This is a genomic window from Streptomyces sp. NBC_00028 (assembly GCF_045041065.1).
Classification (GTDB): Bacteria; Actinomycetota; Actinomycetes; order Streptomycetales; family Streptomycetaceae; genus Streptomyces.
Genome location: NZ_CP108293.1, coordinates 1,216,623 through 1,230,371, shown reverse-complemented (window position 1 = coordinate 1,230,371; position 13,749 = coordinate 1,216,623). Strand labels below are relative to the sequence as shown.

Sequence of the window (13,749 nt, the reverse complement as noted above, 5' to 3'; positions counted from 1 at the left end):
CTCGCACGGCCACCGGGGAGGGGTCAGCCGAAGCGCTCGATCCGGATCCGGTCCACCGGCTGCCCGGCCTCGACCAGCAGCCGCGAGGCGTGCTCGGCGAAGGCGTTGGACCCGCACACATAGGCCTCCCACCCACCCTCGGGCGCCTCGGCCAGGAGCGGCGCCACATGTGCGGCTGCCATACGTCCCACCGCCACGTCCTCCGGCGCGCTCCGCGTGAACACGGGCGTCGTCTCGCCGCCCAACTCGCCCGCGTAGATGAGTTCCTCGGGGCTGCGCGCGGACACCAGCAGACGCAGCGGGACGGTCAGCCCGCGCGCCCGGTGGTGCCGCACCATCGACATCAGCGGTACGACCCCGGAGCCGGCGCCGATCAGCAGCGCGGGCCGGTCGCCCGGCCAGGCGAAGAAGCCGCTCAGTGGTCCGCGCACCTCGACCTGGTCGCCGGGCCTGGCGACCGTGTGGAACCACCCCGACACCTCGCCGCCCTCGACATGGTCCAGGGTCAGTTCGATGTGTCCCGCGTCGTCGGGCGCGGACGCGATCGAGTAGTGGCGCTGGGCCACATAGCCGTCCTCGGCGGTCAGCCGCAGCATCAGGTGCTGGCCCGGCAGATGACCGGCCCAGGCGGGCACCGCGAACCGGTAGGTCGCCGCGTGCGGGGTCTCGTGGCGGATCTCGGTGAGCGTCGCGGTCTGCCACAGCGCGGCGGCCCGGTTGCTCACGGCGATACGCCCGGGCACGGCGAACCGCGTGACAGGCGTGAAGGTGTCCCCGGGGGAGACGGAGGTCTCAGAGGTCTCAGTCACCGGAGTACCGCTGCTCCTCCCACGGGTTGCCCCGCGCGTGATAGCCGTTCTGCTCCCAGAACCCGGGCTCGTCGTGGTCGAGAATCCTGAGCCCCGCGATCCACTTGGCGCTCTTCCAGAAGTACAGATGTGGCACCAGCAGCCGCGCCGGCCCACCGTGCTCGGCGGCCAGCGGCTTGCCGTCGAACTCCCAGGCGAGCCACGCCTTGCCGCCCGTCACGTCCGCCAGCGGCAGGTTCGTGGTGTACCCGGTGTGCGAGTAGGCGACGACATGGGTGGCGGATGCCCGGGGGCGCACCAGGTCCAGGAAGGCGTCCAGGGACACGCCCCCGAACCGCACGCCGAACTTCGACCAGCTCGTCACGCAGTGGATGTCACCCTCGTACACCGACCCGGGCAATGCGTGCGCCTCGTCCCAGTCCCAGGTGCGCGGTTCCTCGACCAGCCCGTCGACGCGGAAGGTCCAGTCGGCCGGCGACAGCTCCGGCGTGACCTCCGCGGACAGCACGGGCCAGTCGTCGCCCGCGTCGTACTGACCGGGCGGCAGCCCTGTGTTGTGGACGCGGGGGCGTCCGGCGAAGCCTCGGGTGACGTTCATGGTTCAACCGTACGCTGTCGTCGCCCGTGCTCCGCCCCTGGTCAGGGGCCCCGATCATGGCAGCAGTGTGAACATGACGGCATTCGTTAAGCGCGTATGAACACTCCACCGGCCCGGGAATAGCCGCCCGCGGATCTTCCTTGCCGCCTGATGCCCGGCGCGAGCGAAGGAGAGTGGGAGTCATGCCCAAGGCGTACGTCTTCACGCGGTACGGAGGACCGGAGACGGAGGCCCTCGTCGAGGCCGACCGGCCCGTCCCCGGACCCGGCCAGATCCTGGTCGCGGTGCGGGTCGCGGGCGTGAACCCCGTCGACTGGAAGCTCCGCACCGGATACCGCCGCCCCACGGACTCCGACGAGCGCACCTTCCCGGCCGTCTTCGGCAGCGAGGTCTCGGGCGTCGTCGAGGAGATCGGCGCGGACGTCGAAGGCTTCGCTGCGGGCGACGAGGTGTTCGGCAACACCGCGGCCGGCGGCTACGCCGAGTACGCCCTGCTCCCCGCCGCGCTGACCGCGCACAAGCCCGCCGGGCTCTCCTTCGCCGACGCCGCGACCCTGCCCGTCGCCGCCGCGACCGCGTACGACGGGGTGCGCCAGCTCGATCTGCCGACGGGGGCGACCCTGCTGGTCACCGGCGCGGGCGGCGGGGTCGGCGCGGCGGCCGTGCAGATCGCGCGGGCGGGCCGGGTGCGGGTGCTGGGCCTCGCGAGCGAGGGCAAGAAGGACTTCGTCGAGTCGCTCGGAGCCGTCCATGTCCCCTCCGGACCGGGCTGGACCGAGCGTGCCGCAGCGGCTGCGCCTGACGGCGTCGACGGGGTCTACGACCTCGTCGGCGGCGAGGTGCTGACCGAGGCCGCGCTCCTGCTCACCGACCGCACGAAGCTGATCACCGCGGGGGCGCCGCCCGAGGTGGTCGCGGAACTGGGCGGCGCACGCGTTGCCCGGGCCCGCACGGCCGCCGTCCTGGACGCCGTCGCCCACCTGGTGGTCAACGGCGACCTCGACCCGCACGTCATCCGGCGCTTCCCCCTCGACGAGGCCGGCGAGGCCCTGCGCACCGTCGAGGAAGGCCACGCCCGCGGCAAGGTCGTGATCGAGGTGGCCCGATGAGCGATCTCGGCATCGCGCGGGTGGCCGCGGCCCACGTCCTCGACAACCCCGCCCTCGCCTCCCTCACCGGCCCCCACGCCCACTTCGCCGAACGGCGCGGTCGCGTCCTGCGCTACCCCGTCGACGTCTCCCCGTGGCTGGCCCTGCCCGAGGACCCGAACCCGGACGACTGGGCGGACCTCGCGGCGCTCGCGGGGCCGGGGGCCGAGGTGCCGCTGCCGGGCTTCCGCGGGGAGGTGCCGGCGGGTTGGGAGATCACGTTCCGGATGGAGGGCGTGCAGTTCGTGGACGACGGACTCGCCGCCGCCCCCGAACCGGAGGCCGTCCCCCTCGGCCCCGCCGACGTGCCCGAGATCCTCGACCTGATCGAGCGCACCCGGCCCGGCCCCTTCCTGCCCCGCACCATCGAACTGGGCACCTATCTGGGCATACGACGGGAGGGCGCCCTCGTCGCCATGGCGGGGGAGCGGCTGCACCCGCCGGGGTGGACCGAGATCAGCGCGGTCTGCACCGACCCGGCCTTCCGCGGCGAGGGCCTGGCGACCCGGCTGATCCTCGCCGTCGCGCACGGCATCAGGGAGCGCGGCGAGACCCCGTTCCTGCACACCAGCGCCCAGAACACCAACGCCATCCGGCTGTACGAGACCCTCGGCTTCCGGCTGCGCCGCACCACCGCGTTCGCCGCCGCCCGGGCCCCGGAACGGCTGGTGGCGGTGTCCTAGAGGCTGTCCGTGCCGGGAGCGTTGTACCGCACGAGATAACCGGCGAACCGTACGAGATCCTCCTCCGGCCAGTCGGCGAGCCGCTCCTTGAACGCGGCCCGGCGGCTCACGGTGACCTGGGCGAGGATCTCCCGGCCGGTGTCGGTCAGATGCAGCACCTGCACCCGGTGGTCGTCCGGATCGACGCGCCGCTCGACGAGCGCGGCGCGCTCCAGGGCGGCCACCTGGCGGCTGACGGTGGACTTGTCGAGGGCGTAGTGCGCGGCCAGGTCGGTCGCCCGGCAGCCGTCGCGCTCCTCCAGATGCCCGAGCAGGGTGTACGAGACCAGCGACAGCTCGGGGTGCAGACGCCCCGCCGAGGCGCGGGCGCGACGGGCGAAGACCGTCATCTCGCGCTGGATGCTCTCGACGGCCTCGGTCGCGTCCACGAAAACCCTCCTTCGGACCCTCGTCCCCTTCTGGTTGCACAGTACAACTTGAAGTGGGAGTTGTATAAGTCAACCATTGAGAGGGTCGGGGTGTGATCCTTCGGGTAAGGTGACCGTCCGGTCGAGGACGGTCCCGACCGGTGGACCGAGGAGGTGGGACCCATTACCGCTGTGTCAGGTCGGGTGCTCTCTCCCCGAGTCGGCGCGGACCACCGGTAACAGGTGGCCGCGAGAGCGCCCTTCGGCTACCGAAAGGCCCTCGGCATCCATGCCTCCCTCTTCTCCTTCCTCAACTCCCGCCTCCCGTGAGTCCGTCGTGGCCGCGCTGCGCTCCGCCGGCTGTGTCTTCGCCGAGGACGAGGCGGAGTTGATCCTCGCCACCGCCCGCACCCCGGACGAACTGACGGCCATGGTGGACCGCCGCGCGACCGGCGTCCCCCTCGAACTCGTCGTCGGCTGGGCCGAGTTCCGCGGACTGCGCATCACCGTCGACCCCGGCGTCTTTGTCCCCCGGCGCCGCACCGAGTTCCTGGTCGAGCAGGCCCTCGCCCACGCCCCCGACGCCGCCGTGGTCGTGGACCTGTGCTGCGGCTCGGGCGCGGTCGGCGCGGCCCTGGCCGACGCGCTCGACGGCGCCGAACTCCACGCCGCCGACATCGACCCGGCGGCCGTGCGCTGCGCCCGCCGCAATGTCGCCGCCTTCGCCGGTCACGTCCACGCGGGCGACCTCTTCGAGGCGCTGCCGAAGCGGCTGCGCGGGCGCGTGGACATCCTCGCGGCGAACGTGCCGTACGTCCCCTCCGCAGAGGTCGGACTGCTCCCCGCGGAGGCCCGCGACCATGAGCCCCTGGTCGCCCTGGACGGCGGCTCGGACGGCCTGGACGTGCTGCGCCGGGTGGCCGCCGAGGCGCCCCGATGGCTCGCCCCCGGCGGCTGTCTGCTCGTCGAGACGAGCGAACGCCAGGCCCCGGCAGCCGTCGACGCCTTCACCCGCAGCGGCCTGACGACCCGCCTGTTCGGCTCGGAGGAGCTGTACGCCAACGTGGTGGTCGGCGTAGGGACGTAGACGATCCGGAGGGGGAGCGGCGTCAGGTCGTAGGCGCAATGAGGGATGGGGCGCCAGGCCTGGACGCCACGGCGGATGCCGAGTTGGTCGTGGGCGTCACGGGGGAGCGGCGTCAGGTCGTGGGCGTCACGGGGGAGCGGCGTCAGGTGGTGGCGCCGTTCTCCGACGGCGAGGGTGTCGGCAGGCCGCCGCGGCCAGGTCCGCCGTGCCCGGGGAACCCGTCACGCCAGTTCTCCGGGCCCGGCACCTTGTCCCGCCATGTGCCCGCGTCCGGCTTCTCCCAGGTGCCCGCGAGGACGTGGTCGGCGGTGCGGATGCCGTCGCCGGAGCGCGTACCGGACACGTAGACCGTCTCGCCCTTCTTCACGTCCCCGGCGCCCGCGCCATTGTCGCCGTCCCGCAGTACCGTCGCGTCGGACGGCACGGTCCACGTCCACGCGGCGCCGTCCTCGCTCTTGACGGTGACCTGGTCGCCGTCCGCCTTCTCGACGGTGCCGCGCTGCCACACCCGGACGACCCACTTGCCGGTGTCGCGGTCCTTCACCGTCGACTCCCCGTGCACCCCCTCACCGCCGAACCACCGGCCATGCGGGTGCCCGGGCCCACGCTCGCCCGGCGAGGGCGACGCCGAACCCGAGGTGGAGGGCGTGGCCCCGCCGTCCGGGCCCGAGGAGGTCGCGGCGTACGCGAGGGCCGTGCCGCCGAGGGTGAGGACGGCGGCAGCCGCGGCGGCCGTCACCGCCCGGACACGGACGGGCTGCCGCTGCCAGCGGTCCCGCAGCGGAGTGCGTTCCGCGCCTCCGCCGGGCCCGACGAGCACCTCGGGCGGTGTCGCTTCCTGATCCGGATCGTCCGTCATGGCTCGCTCCCACCGGCGTCCTCGTGCCGTGCCTTGCTGTGATTGTCGTGGGCGGCCGATAAGAAGCGGGTAATGCCTGCCTGTGAATCCGCGTGCGGGTCCGTGATCGTCAACTCGGCGTCTGCGCACGGGCGATGAGCAGCGCGACGTCGTCGGAGTTGTCGGGCTGGTGCAGGGTGCGGACGAGGAGGTCGCAGACCTCCTCCAGGGCGCGGTCGGGGCCGTCGAGGAGGTCCAGGAGCGCGTCGAGGCGTTCGTCGAGCGGGTGTTGGCGGGTCTCGACGAGGCCGTCCGTGTAGAAGACCAGCCGGTCTCCGGGGTCGAGGTCGACGGTCGTGGTGGAGAACGCGACCCCGCCCACGCCCAGCGGCGCCCCGGTGGGCAGTTCGAGGAGTTCGGGCTTGCGCCCGGCACGCAGCCGAACCGGTGGCAGATGCCCGGCGTTGGCGATCCGGCACTGCCGCAGACGCGGGTCGTGGACGGCGTAGACACAGGTCGCGATGGAGTGGTCCAGATCCTGGGTGATCCGGTCCAGGTGCTCCAGCAGCCGGGCCGGTTCGAGGTCGAGGGAGGCCAGCGTGTTGGTCGCGGTACGCAGCCGGCCCATGGTGGCGGCGGCGTTGATACCGCTGCCCATCACGTCGCCGACGACGAGCGCGGTCTTGCGGCCGTCGAGGGGGATCACGTCGAACCAGTCGCCGCCGACCTCGGCCGTGGCCCCCGCGGGCTGGTAGCGGGAGGCGACCTCCAGGCCGCCCGTCACCGGGGGATGGCTGGGCAGCAGGCTGCGCTGGAGGGTCAGCGCGGTGTCGCGGGCGTTCTGGTACCAGCGGGCGTTGTCGATCTGCACGGCCGCCCGCGCCGCCAGCTCCCGGGCCAGCAGTACGTCGTCCTCGCTGAACGGCAGCGGATTGCGGGTGCGTTTGAGGTCGAGGGCGCCGAGCACCTCACCGCGCGCGATCAACGGCACGGCCAGATACGAGTGCACGCCCGCGCGGGCCAACAGCCCGGCCGCTTCGGGGGAACGGGCGATGCGCGGCAGGTCGGCCTCCTGGACCTCGGCCACCAGCACCGGATCGCCGCTGCGCACACACTCGGTGACCAGGCGGTCCGGTCCGTACCGGGCGACCTGCCCCGGCGGGTCCGCTGCCTCCAGCGCGGCCGAGTCGTCGTCCTCCGCCTTGACGGCGAGGGCACGGATCACGGCCGGCTCGCTCGGGCCGAGGCTGCTGCGTCTGCCGTCGACCACCGCCTCCAGCAGATCCACGGCGGCTATGTCGGCGAGCTCGGGTACGGCGACATCGGCCAGCTCGCGGGCGGTACGGTCCAGCTCCAGGGTGGTGCCGATGCGGGCGGAGGCGTCCGCGATGACGGTCAGGCGCCGCCGCGCCGCCTCCGCCTCCACGGTCGCCCGGTGCTGCTCGGTGACGTCCACGACCGAGGTGGCCACACCCAGCACGGTGCCGAGCGCGTCCTCCAGGCGGTACAGCGAGATCGACCAGGTGTGCTCCTCCTCCGGGTCGGCCGGCGTACGGCCGACGGTCTCCCGGTCGACGATCGGGCGGCCGGTCCTGAGGACCTCGCGCGCCGCCGCGTCGAGGGCGTCGGCGTCGATGTGCGGGAGGACCTCGCGGACGGTCCGGCCGAGGTGGTCCTCGGCCGGGATGCCGTTGAGCCGTTCGAGTGCCGGGTTGACGGAGACGTACCGCAGATCGGTGTCCAGGACGGCGAGTCCGATGGGGGAGTGCGCCACCACCCGGGTCGACAGCGCCACGTCCCGCTCCAGGCCGCGCACGGTGGACTGGTCGGCCGCGAGGCCGAGCGCGAACACGTCCCCGTGGTCGTCGAGGAGCCGCATGTTGCGGAACTCCACCAGACGGGTGGTGCCGTCCTTGCGCCGGATCGGGAAGGCGCCGGCCCAGCTCTGCCCGGTGGCCATGACGTCGGCGAAGAGCTTCACGACGAGGTCGAGGTACTGCTCGTGGACCATGATCCGGGCGGCGTACTCGCCGAGCGCCTCGCGCGCCGAGTAGCCGAACAGCTCCTCGGCCTGGGGGCTCCACAGCACGATGCGGCCCTGGGCGTCCAGCACGACCGAAGCCACGCCCAGTACATCGAGCAGCCCGCTGGGCCGTACCGCCCCGCGTACCGGTCCGTCGCCCTCGGCGACGGGAGACCGGGCTGCACTCATCGCACGCACCGTCCTTCGACCGTCCACACGGCACGTCGTCCCCCGTGCCGACTCCCCTGTTCTACCGCGTTCAACCGCCTCTGGGGCGCCATCGGCGTCCACCTCCACCATCCCTCAACACGGCGCGGCGCGTCCGGTGAGATCAGAAGTTCGATTCCCCGTTGCCGTATTGGTCTGTACATGACTACACGGGGCCGCCACACTGTCCGCCGAACCCCTCCACCCCCCTCCGAGGAGCCGCCCGCCATGCCCCTGCGCATCCGGCACCGTGGTCACGCCGTCCTGACCGGACTCGTCGCCCTCGCCACCGCCGCCGTCCTGTCGTCCGCCACGCCCGCGACGGCCGCCGACACCTGGACGGAGGTCGGCTCCGACCGCGCCGACCCGCTGACCGAGAGCCAGGGCCTGACCTCGGTCGAGGTCCCCGCGAACAGCGCCAACCGCTACACGGGCATCGGCACCATCCCGCTGAGCGTGTCCAGTCGCGGCTGGAACCACGTCGGCGACCCCGACGCCTCCTACGGCGGCTACTACGTCGAGCCGTACCAGGCCGACTCGGGCACGGCGAAGATGTACCGGGTGCAGGCCCCGGGCGGCGCCTGGTCGGAGTACGTCCACACGTTGAGCAGCGGCGAGGCGCTCAACAACTCGTGGGTCGCCATCGCCCCGTCGGGCCAGTGGATGCTGTCCGGCGAGTACGGCACGATGACCCGCTTCCTCGTCTTCCCGACCCCCGGCGTCAACGCGAGCACCTCGCCCTCGGCGAACCTCCCGCAGGCGTCCACCGTCACCCTCGACCACGCCGTACGCGACGTACAGGGCTGCGACTTCGTCACCGCGACGCGGCTGCTGTGCTCCTCGGACGACCCCGCGGGCACCCTCTTCGGCGTCACCAAGCCGCTGCTCCAGGTCGACCTGTCCGCCGAACCCGGCACGACGAACGTCACCGGCCATGTCACCGCGCTCCGCCAGCTCCCGCTGCGCAGCTCCTGCTCGGGCACGTTCGAGGCCGAGGGCATCGACTACGACCGGCGCACCGGCACCCTGCGGGTGATCGTCGTCTCGCCCGGGTTCTGCGTGCTGACCGACAGCAAGACGTACCGCTTCACCAAGAGCTGAGGCCGGCCGCTGGTCCCGGCCCGGCAGTGGTGCTTTTCTGAAGGTGTGGCGCGGTTCACGGGGGAACTCGTGTGACCGCGCCGTCGCCATGAGAGGAGCGATCACGATGGATCGTGTGCGCATGCACGAGGAACCCGTCTCCCTGGAGATCAGCGGGTGCAGCAAGGAGGACGCCCGGATCGTGTTCGACGCGCTCTGCGAGTGCTTCGAGTCCGACCGGTCGGCCGAGGACGTGCCCCAGCAGCTCCACGAGAGCCGCCCGATGGTGTGGCTCGGCACCTTCGAGGTCACCGACGCGCACGAGTGCGCGACCCCGCCCCGGCTCTCGTCCTCCGTCGAGGCCGACGCCCAGGGCGGCTACTGGGCCATCGAGCGGCTGCGCTCCACCCTCGACTCCCTGTTCGCGGTCCGCGACCTCTCCTCGGCCTCCGGGGACCAGGAGCGGGAGCTGCACGTGCTGCTCGAGAGCAGGTGAGCTGCGGCACATCACCCCCGGCCTGGTTCTGCAACTAGTTGCATAAACCGTGCGCGGTCCTCTACAACAGGAGGGACGACACCGCGCACGGAGGCCTGCCATGAGCCGTTACCCCCATCTGCTGAGCCCGCTGGACCTGGGCTTCACCACGCTGCCCAACCGGGTCCTGATGGGCTCCATGCACGTCGGTCTGGAGGAGGCCGAGCGCGGGTTCGCACGCATGGCGGCCTTCTACGCCGAGCGGGCGCGGGGCGGCGTCGGCCTCATCGTCACCGGCGGCATCGCGCCCAACGACGCCGGCCGGCCCTACGAGGGCGGCGCGAAGCTCACCACCGAGGCGGAGGCCGACGAGCACCGGGTCATCACCGAGGCCGTGCACCGCGAGGGCGGCCGGATCGCGATGCAGATCCTGCACTTCGGCCGGTACGCCTACCACCAGGACCTGGTCGCCCCGAGCCCCCTCCAGGCGCCGATCAGCCCCTTCCCGCCCCGTGAGCTCACCGACGCCGAGGTCGAGCAGACCATCGACGACTACGCCCGCGCCGCCCGCCTCGCCCGGCGGGCCGGCTACGACGGCGTGGAGATCATGGGCTCCGAGGGCTATCTGATCAACGAGTTCATCGCCCGGCAGACCAACCGGCGCACCGACCGCTGGGGCGGTTCGTACGAGAACCGCATGCGCTTCCCCGTCGAGATCGTGCGGCGGGTGCGCGAGGCCGTCGGCGAGGACTTCATCATCGTCTATCGGCTCTCCATGCTGGACCTGGTCCCCGGCGGCTCCACCCACGACGAGGTCGTCACCCTCGCCACGGCCGTCGAGGCGGCCGGCGCGACGATCATCAACACCGGCATCGGCTGGCACGAGGCCCGCATCCCCACGATCGCCACCTCGGTGCCGCGCGGCGCGTACACCTGGGTCACCAAGAAGCTCATGGGCGCGGTCCGCATCCCCCTCGTCACCACCAACCGCATCAACACCCCTGAAGTCGCCGAGGAGTTGCTGGCCGAAGGTTACGCGGACATGGTGTCCATGGCCCGCCCGATGCTCGCCGACCCCGACTTCGTGAACAAGGCCGCGGCCGGCACCCCCGAGGCCATCAACACCTGCATCGGCTGCAACCAGGCCTGCCTCGACCACACCTTCAGCGGCAAGATCACCTCCTGCCTGGTCAACCCGCGCGCCTGCCACGAGACCGAGCTGGTGCTCTCCCCGACCCGGCGCAAGAAGCGCGTCGCGGTCGTCGGCGCGGGCCCGGCGGGCCTCGCCTGTGCGACGACGGCGGCCGAACGCGGCCACGCGGTGACGCTGTACGACGCCGCGAGCGAGATCGGTGGCCAGCTCAACGTCGCCCGTCAGGTCCCCGGCAAGCAGGAGTTCGACGAGACCCTGCGCTACTACCGCCACCAGCTCGCCGCCCACGGCGTGGACGTACGTCTGGACACGCGCGTGACCTCGGCCCACCTGGACGGCTACGACGAGGTCGTCGTCGCCACCGGCGTCACCCCGCGCACCCCCGACATCCCCGGCGTCGACCACCCGAGCGTCGTCGGCTATCTCGACGTCCTGCGCGACAAGGCCCCCGTCGGCGACCGCGTCGCGATCCTCGGCGCCGGCGGCATCGGCTTCGACGTGGCCGAGTACCTGACGGACGCGGGCGACAAGGCCAACGAGGACCCGGCGACGTACTTCCGCCACTGGGGCGTCGACATGGACCACACCGGCCCCGGCGGCCTCACCGCCCCCGAGCGCCCCGCCCCGCCGCGCACCGTCCATCTGCTCCAGCGCAAGACCAGCAAGGTCGGCGCGGGGCTCGGCAAGACCACCGGCTGGATCCACCGCACCGAACTCAAGCACCGCGGCGTCACCATGGTCCCGGGCGTGCGCTACGACCGGATCGACGACGCCGGACTGCATGTCACGGTCGGCGAGGAGAGCACGGTCCTGGAGGTGGACACCGTCGTCCTGTGCACCGGCCAGGACCCGCGCCGCGACCTGTACGAGGAGCTGGTCGCCGCCGGGGTGAGCGCCCATCTGATCGGCGGTGCCGACGTGGCCGCCGAACTGGACGCCAAGCGGGCCATCAAGCAGGGCACCGAGGTCGCGGCGGCCCTGTGAGGGCCGTCCCTAGGATGACCGCATGTCACTCCCGCACGCGATCCTGACCGCCCTGCTGGAAAAGCCGTCCTCGGGCCTCGACCTGACGCGGCGTTTCGACAGGTCGATCGGCTACTTCTGGTCGGCGACGCATCAGCAGATCTATCGCGAGCTGGGAAAACTGGAGGCCGAGGGGCACATCCGGGCGCTGCCGTCGGAGCAGCCGGCCCGCGGGCAGAAGAAGTCGTACGAGGTCCTGCCCGCGGGCCGCGCCGAACTGGCCCGCTGGACGGCCGCGTCCCAGGACCCCAAGCCGTACCGCGAGACTCTGTTTTTGCGGCTGCGGGCGGCGGCCGTGGTCGGCAACGACGGCATCCAGGGCATCGAGGCCGATCTGCGCCGCCATCTGGAGCTGCACCGGCGGCAGCTGGCGGAGTACGAGGAGATCGAGCAGCGCGACTTCCCGCCGGGCAGGGACAGCCCGCAGGACCGGTTGCAGCACCTGATCCTGCGGGCGGGGATCGATCTGGAGACCTTCTGGACCCGGTGGCTCACCCACGCGCTGGAGGAGTTCGAAGAACTGGAGTCCTAGAGGCGGTAGGGCTTGGCGCGGCGGCGCAGGAACCAGGCCGTCGCGATGCCCCCGATCCCGACGAGGGCGGCACCGGCGCCCAGGGTGAGCGGACCGTAGTCCTTGATGCCGCCGCCGAGGCCGCCCATGACGCCGCGCGACGGGGAGGCGGTCGCGGAGATGGTCGGCGTGGAGGCCGTCGAGACGATGACCGACTGGGCGCCTGCCGTGGAGTTGTCGGCGCACATGACGACGACGGTGTACGTCCCGGGGCTCACGCCGGACCAGGCGGCCGACTGCAGGGAACTCGTCCCCGACAGGGACACCTGGCGACCCTGGGCGAAGCTCGCCTGGCTGCTGGTGAGCAGCGAGGCGGTGCCCCAGCTGCCGTTGACCTGGGTGCAGGCGCTGGTGGTCACCGAGACCGTGGAGCCGGTCGTGCTCACGGAGATCCCGGAGGCCGCGACCGCCGGGGTGGCGGCCAGCGCGGCGACGGCAGCCGCGATCGGCCCGGAGCGGAGGAGAAGCTGACTTGTACGCATGGACTGCCCTCCGGCGGCACGGTTGGCGGTACGTCCCATGCGCCGCCGAGGATCGGGAAAGGGCCCGTGCGCCTCAGGGGCAGCCAACGTGCCCCCGGCCCGGCGCGCACCCGGACCGCCCCCGGGCAGGTGACGGATTCCTTCGTCCGGCCCATGCCGGCGGTGCGTCAGGGCGTCGCGCCGGTCGTGACCGTCCGCTCAGGCGACCATCCGCCCCAGGTCCCGTCCGGCAGCTTCGCCCGGATCCGCAGCCGGTGGGTGACGCCCTTGTCCCGCCCCGCGTAGAAGCTGTACGTCGCGGGCCCGCTGGGCGCGGTGCCGCCGTACACCAGTGAGGTGGCCGGCTGCCCGTCCAGCCGTATCCGGTACTCCGTGACCACGCCGTCCACGCGTGGCGGCACCCAGGAGAGGTCGAAGTAGTACGCACCGTCCTCGGCCAGGCGGGTCGTCGCGCGGAATGCGGCGGGGGCCGTGCCGCGCCCGTCGTCGGTGCCGGGCGCGGTGGTGAGGCGGACGGCGGCGCTCGCGGGGGAGGCGTTGTCGGCGGCGTCGCGGGCCCGCACGGTGAAGGAGTAGCGGACCCCGGGGCGCAGCCCCGTGACCACGGTCGCCGTCTGGTTCCCGCCGACGCTGTGGATCTTCGTGCCGCCCTGCTGGATGTCGTACGACACCACGCGCACGTCGTCCGAGGACGCGGACCACGACAGCTGGACCGACCGGCTGCCGACCGCCCGGCCCGTCACCCGCCCCGGGCGGGTCGGCGCCGAGGTGTCCGCCCGGGTGGCCGCCGGTGTGGTCGCGCGGACCGCACGGCTGGGCGGGCCGAGACGTCCCTCGGTGTCGCGGGCGCGCACGGTGAACACATAGCTGGTGGACGGCCTGAGCCTGGAGACGTCCACCATGTGCTCGGAACCCGGCACCTCCTTCACCTTCGTGGCGCCGCGATACACCTCGTAGCCACGGACACCGCCGTCGGCCGTCACCGCGCTCCACATCACATGCACGCTGGTCGCGCTGCCGGCCGCCGCGGTGACGCCCGCCGGGGCGCCGGGAAGCCGGCCCTCGTCGTCGGCGCCGCTCCAGCCGCAGCCCGCCAGCAGCAGGAGCGCCCCGCAGAGCGCGGCAACGCGTCGCACGAGTCCGCCTCCCCGAGGCAATGGTCCGG

14 protein-coding genes are annotated in these 13,749 nt (G+C 72.7%); 7 read left to right on the top strand and 7 right to left on the bottom strand.

Annotated elements, in window-relative coordinates; genetic code table 11:
• Nucleotides 1–23: 23 nt before the first annotated feature.
• Nucleotides 24–809, bottom strand: a complete 786-nt coding sequence (locus OG885_RS05465; protein ID WP_405726846.1) for a ferredoxin reductase — start codon at nt 807–809, stop codon at nt 24–26.
• The gene (locus OG885_RS05460; RefSeq protein ID WP_405726843.1) at nt 802–1,407 is read right to left on the bottom strand and encodes a sulfite oxidase-like oxidoreductase; all 606 of its coding nucleotides are present in this window, start codon (nt 1,405–1,407) and stop codon (nt 802–804) included. The genes OG885_RS05465 and OG885_RS05460 overlap by 8 nt, the downstream gene beginning before the upstream one ends.
• 182 nt (nt 1,408–1,589) lie before the next feature.
• On the opposite strand from OG885_RS05460, the gene OG885_RS05455 reads away from it, so the two are divergent.
• Nucleotides 1,590–2,516 carry an NADP-dependent oxidoreductase gene (locus tag OG885_RS05455; RefSeq protein ID WP_405726840.1) on the top strand — a complete coding sequence of 309 codons (927 nt, stop codon included), beginning with the start codon at nt 1,590–1,592 and terminating at the stop codon, nt 2,514–2,516.
• Complete coding sequence (locus OG885_RS05450; RefSeq protein WP_405726837.1) at nt 2,513–3,238, top strand: GNAT family N-acetyltransferase; 726 nt, start codon at nt 2,513–2,515, stop codon at nt 3,236–3,238. The genes OG885_RS05455 and OG885_RS05450 overlap by 4 nt, the downstream gene beginning before the upstream one ends.
• Here OG885_RS05450 and OG885_RS05445 read toward each other — a convergent pair.
• Entirely contained in the window at nt 3,235–3,627 is a 393-nt protein-coding gene (locus tag OG885_RS05445; RefSeq protein ID WP_405742589.1) for a MarR family winged helix-turn-helix transcriptional regulator, read from the bottom strand. The two genes, OG885_RS05450 and OG885_RS05445, sit on opposite strands and share 4 nt — an antisense overlap.
• A 307-nt stretch (nt 3,628–3,934) precedes the next feature.
• On the opposite strand from OG885_RS05445, the gene OG885_RS05440 reads away from it, so the two are divergent.
• Nucleotides 3,935–4,732 (top strand): putative protein N(5)-glutamine methyltransferase, encoded by a 798-nt coding sequence (locus tag OG885_RS05440; protein ID WP_405726834.1) that lies wholly within the window; start codon nt 3,935–3,937, stop codon nt 4,730–4,732.
• A 142-nt stretch (nt 4,733–4,874) separates the two neighbouring features.
• Here the strand turns inward: OG885_RS05440 and OG885_RS05435 are convergent, their stop codons facing one another.
• Together OG885_RS05435 and OG885_RS05430 are read right to left on the bottom strand one after the other, a co-directional pair.
• Nucleotides 4,875–5,591 carry a hypothetical protein gene (locus OG885_RS05435; protein WP_405726831.1) on the bottom strand — a complete coding sequence of 239 codons (717 nt, stop codon included), beginning with the start codon at nt 5,589–5,591 and terminating at the stop codon, nt 4,875–4,877.
• 109 nt (nt 5,592–5,700) lie between these two features.
• Nucleotides 5,701–7,782: a SpoIIE family protein phosphatase gene (locus OG885_RS05430; RefSeq protein WP_405726828.1), complete on the bottom strand. Its 2,082-nt coding sequence runs from the start codon at nt 7,780–7,782 to the stop codon at nt 5,701–5,703.
• 246 nt (nt 7,783–8,028) lie between these two features.
• On the opposite strand from OG885_RS05430, the gene OG885_RS05425 reads away from it, so the two are divergent.
• The 4 genes from OG885_RS05425 (at nt 8,029) to OG885_RS05410 (ending at nt 12,063) form a co-directional block, all read left to right on the top strand.
• Nucleotides 8,029–8,901 carry a hypothetical protein gene (locus tag OG885_RS05425; RefSeq protein WP_405726825.1) on the top strand — a complete coding sequence of 291 codons (873 nt, stop codon included), beginning with the start codon at nt 8,029–8,031 and terminating at the stop codon, nt 8,899–8,901.
• Nucleotides 8,902–9,007: 106 nt separating this feature from the next.
• Nucleotides 9,008–9,376, top strand: coding sequence for a hypothetical protein (locus OG885_RS05420; RefSeq protein ID WP_399954690.1), 369 nt, complete (start codon nt 9,008–9,010; stop codon nt 9,374–9,376).
• A 100-nt stretch (nt 9,377–9,476) separates the two neighbouring features.
• Nucleotides 9,477–11,492, top strand: a complete 2,016-nt coding sequence (locus tag OG885_RS05415) for an FAD-dependent oxidoreductase (RefSeq protein WP_405726820.1) — start codon at nt 9,477–9,479, stop codon at nt 11,490–11,492.
• A 22-nt stretch (nt 11,493–11,514) separates the two neighbouring features.
• On the top strand, nt 11,515–12,063 hold the full coding sequence (locus OG885_RS05410) for a PadR family transcriptional regulator (protein WP_405726817.1): 549 nt from the start codon (nt 11,515–11,517) through the stop codon (nt 12,061–12,063).
• On the opposite strand, the gene OG885_RS05405 is transcribed toward OG885_RS05410, so the two are convergent.
• The gene (locus tag OG885_RS05405) at nt 12,060–12,584 is read right to left on the bottom strand and encodes a hypothetical protein (RefSeq protein ID WP_405726814.1); all 525 of its coding nucleotides are present in this window, start codon (nt 12,582–12,584) and stop codon (nt 12,060–12,062) included. The two genes, OG885_RS05410 and OG885_RS05405, sit on opposite strands and share 4 nt — an antisense overlap.
• Before the next feature lie 167 nt (nt 12,585–12,751).
• Nucleotides 12,752–13,720, bottom strand: coding sequence for a fibronectin type III domain-containing protein (locus OG885_RS05400; protein ID WP_405726811.1), 969 nt, complete (start codon nt 13,718–13,720; stop codon nt 12,752–12,754).
• Nucleotides 13,721–13,749: the final 29 nt, after the last annotated feature.

Bases quoted from the DNA above. Each gene is read 5' to 3' on its own strand.
- OG885_RS05405 (WP_405726814.1), bottom strand. From the start codon at position 12,584: ATGCGTACAAGTCAGCTTCTCCTCCGCTCCGGGCCGATCGCGGCTGCC.
- OG885_RS05410 (WP_405726817.1), top strand. From the start codon at position 11,515: ATGTCACTCCCGCACGCGATCCTGACCGCCCTGCTGGAAAAGCCGTCC.
- OG885_RS05450 (WP_405726837.1), top strand. From the start codon at position 2,513: ATGAGCGATCTCGGCATCGCGCGGGTGGCCGCGGCCCACGTCCTCGAC.
- OG885_RS05440 (WP_405726834.1), top strand. From the start codon at position 3,935: ATGCCTCCCTCTTCTCCTTCCTCAACTCCCGCCTCCCGTGAGTCCGTC.
- OG885_RS05455 (WP_405726840.1), top strand. From the start codon at position 1,590: ATGCCCAAGGCGTACGTCTTCACGCGGTACGGAGGACCGGAGACGGAG.
- OG885_RS05425 (WP_405726825.1), top strand. From the start codon at position 8,029: ATGCCCCTGCGCATCCGGCACCGTGGTCACGCCGTCCTGACCGGACTC.
- OG885_RS05460 (WP_405726843.1), bottom strand. From the start codon at position 1,407: ATGAACGTCACCCGAGGCTTCGCCGGACGCCCCCGCGTCCACAACACA.
- OG885_RS05415 (WP_405726820.1), top strand. From the start codon at position 9,477: ATGAGCCGTTACCCCCATCTGCTGAGCCCGCTGGACCTGGGCTTCACC.
- OG885_RS05430 (WP_405726828.1), bottom strand. From the start codon at position 7,782: ATGAGTGCAGCCCGGTCTCCCGTCGCCGAGGGCGACGGACCGGTACGC.
- OG885_RS05445 (WP_405742589.1), bottom strand. From the start codon at position 3,627: ATGACGGTCTTCGCCCGTCGCGCCCGCGCCTCGGCGGGGCGTCTGCAC.
- OG885_RS05420 (WP_399954690.1), top strand. From the start codon at position 9,008: ATGGATCGTGTGCGCATGCACGAGGAACCCGTCTCCCTGGAGATCAGC.
- OG885_RS05435 (WP_405726831.1), bottom strand. From the start codon at position 5,591: ATGACGGACGATCCGGATCAGGAAGCGACACCGCCCGAGGTGCTCGTC.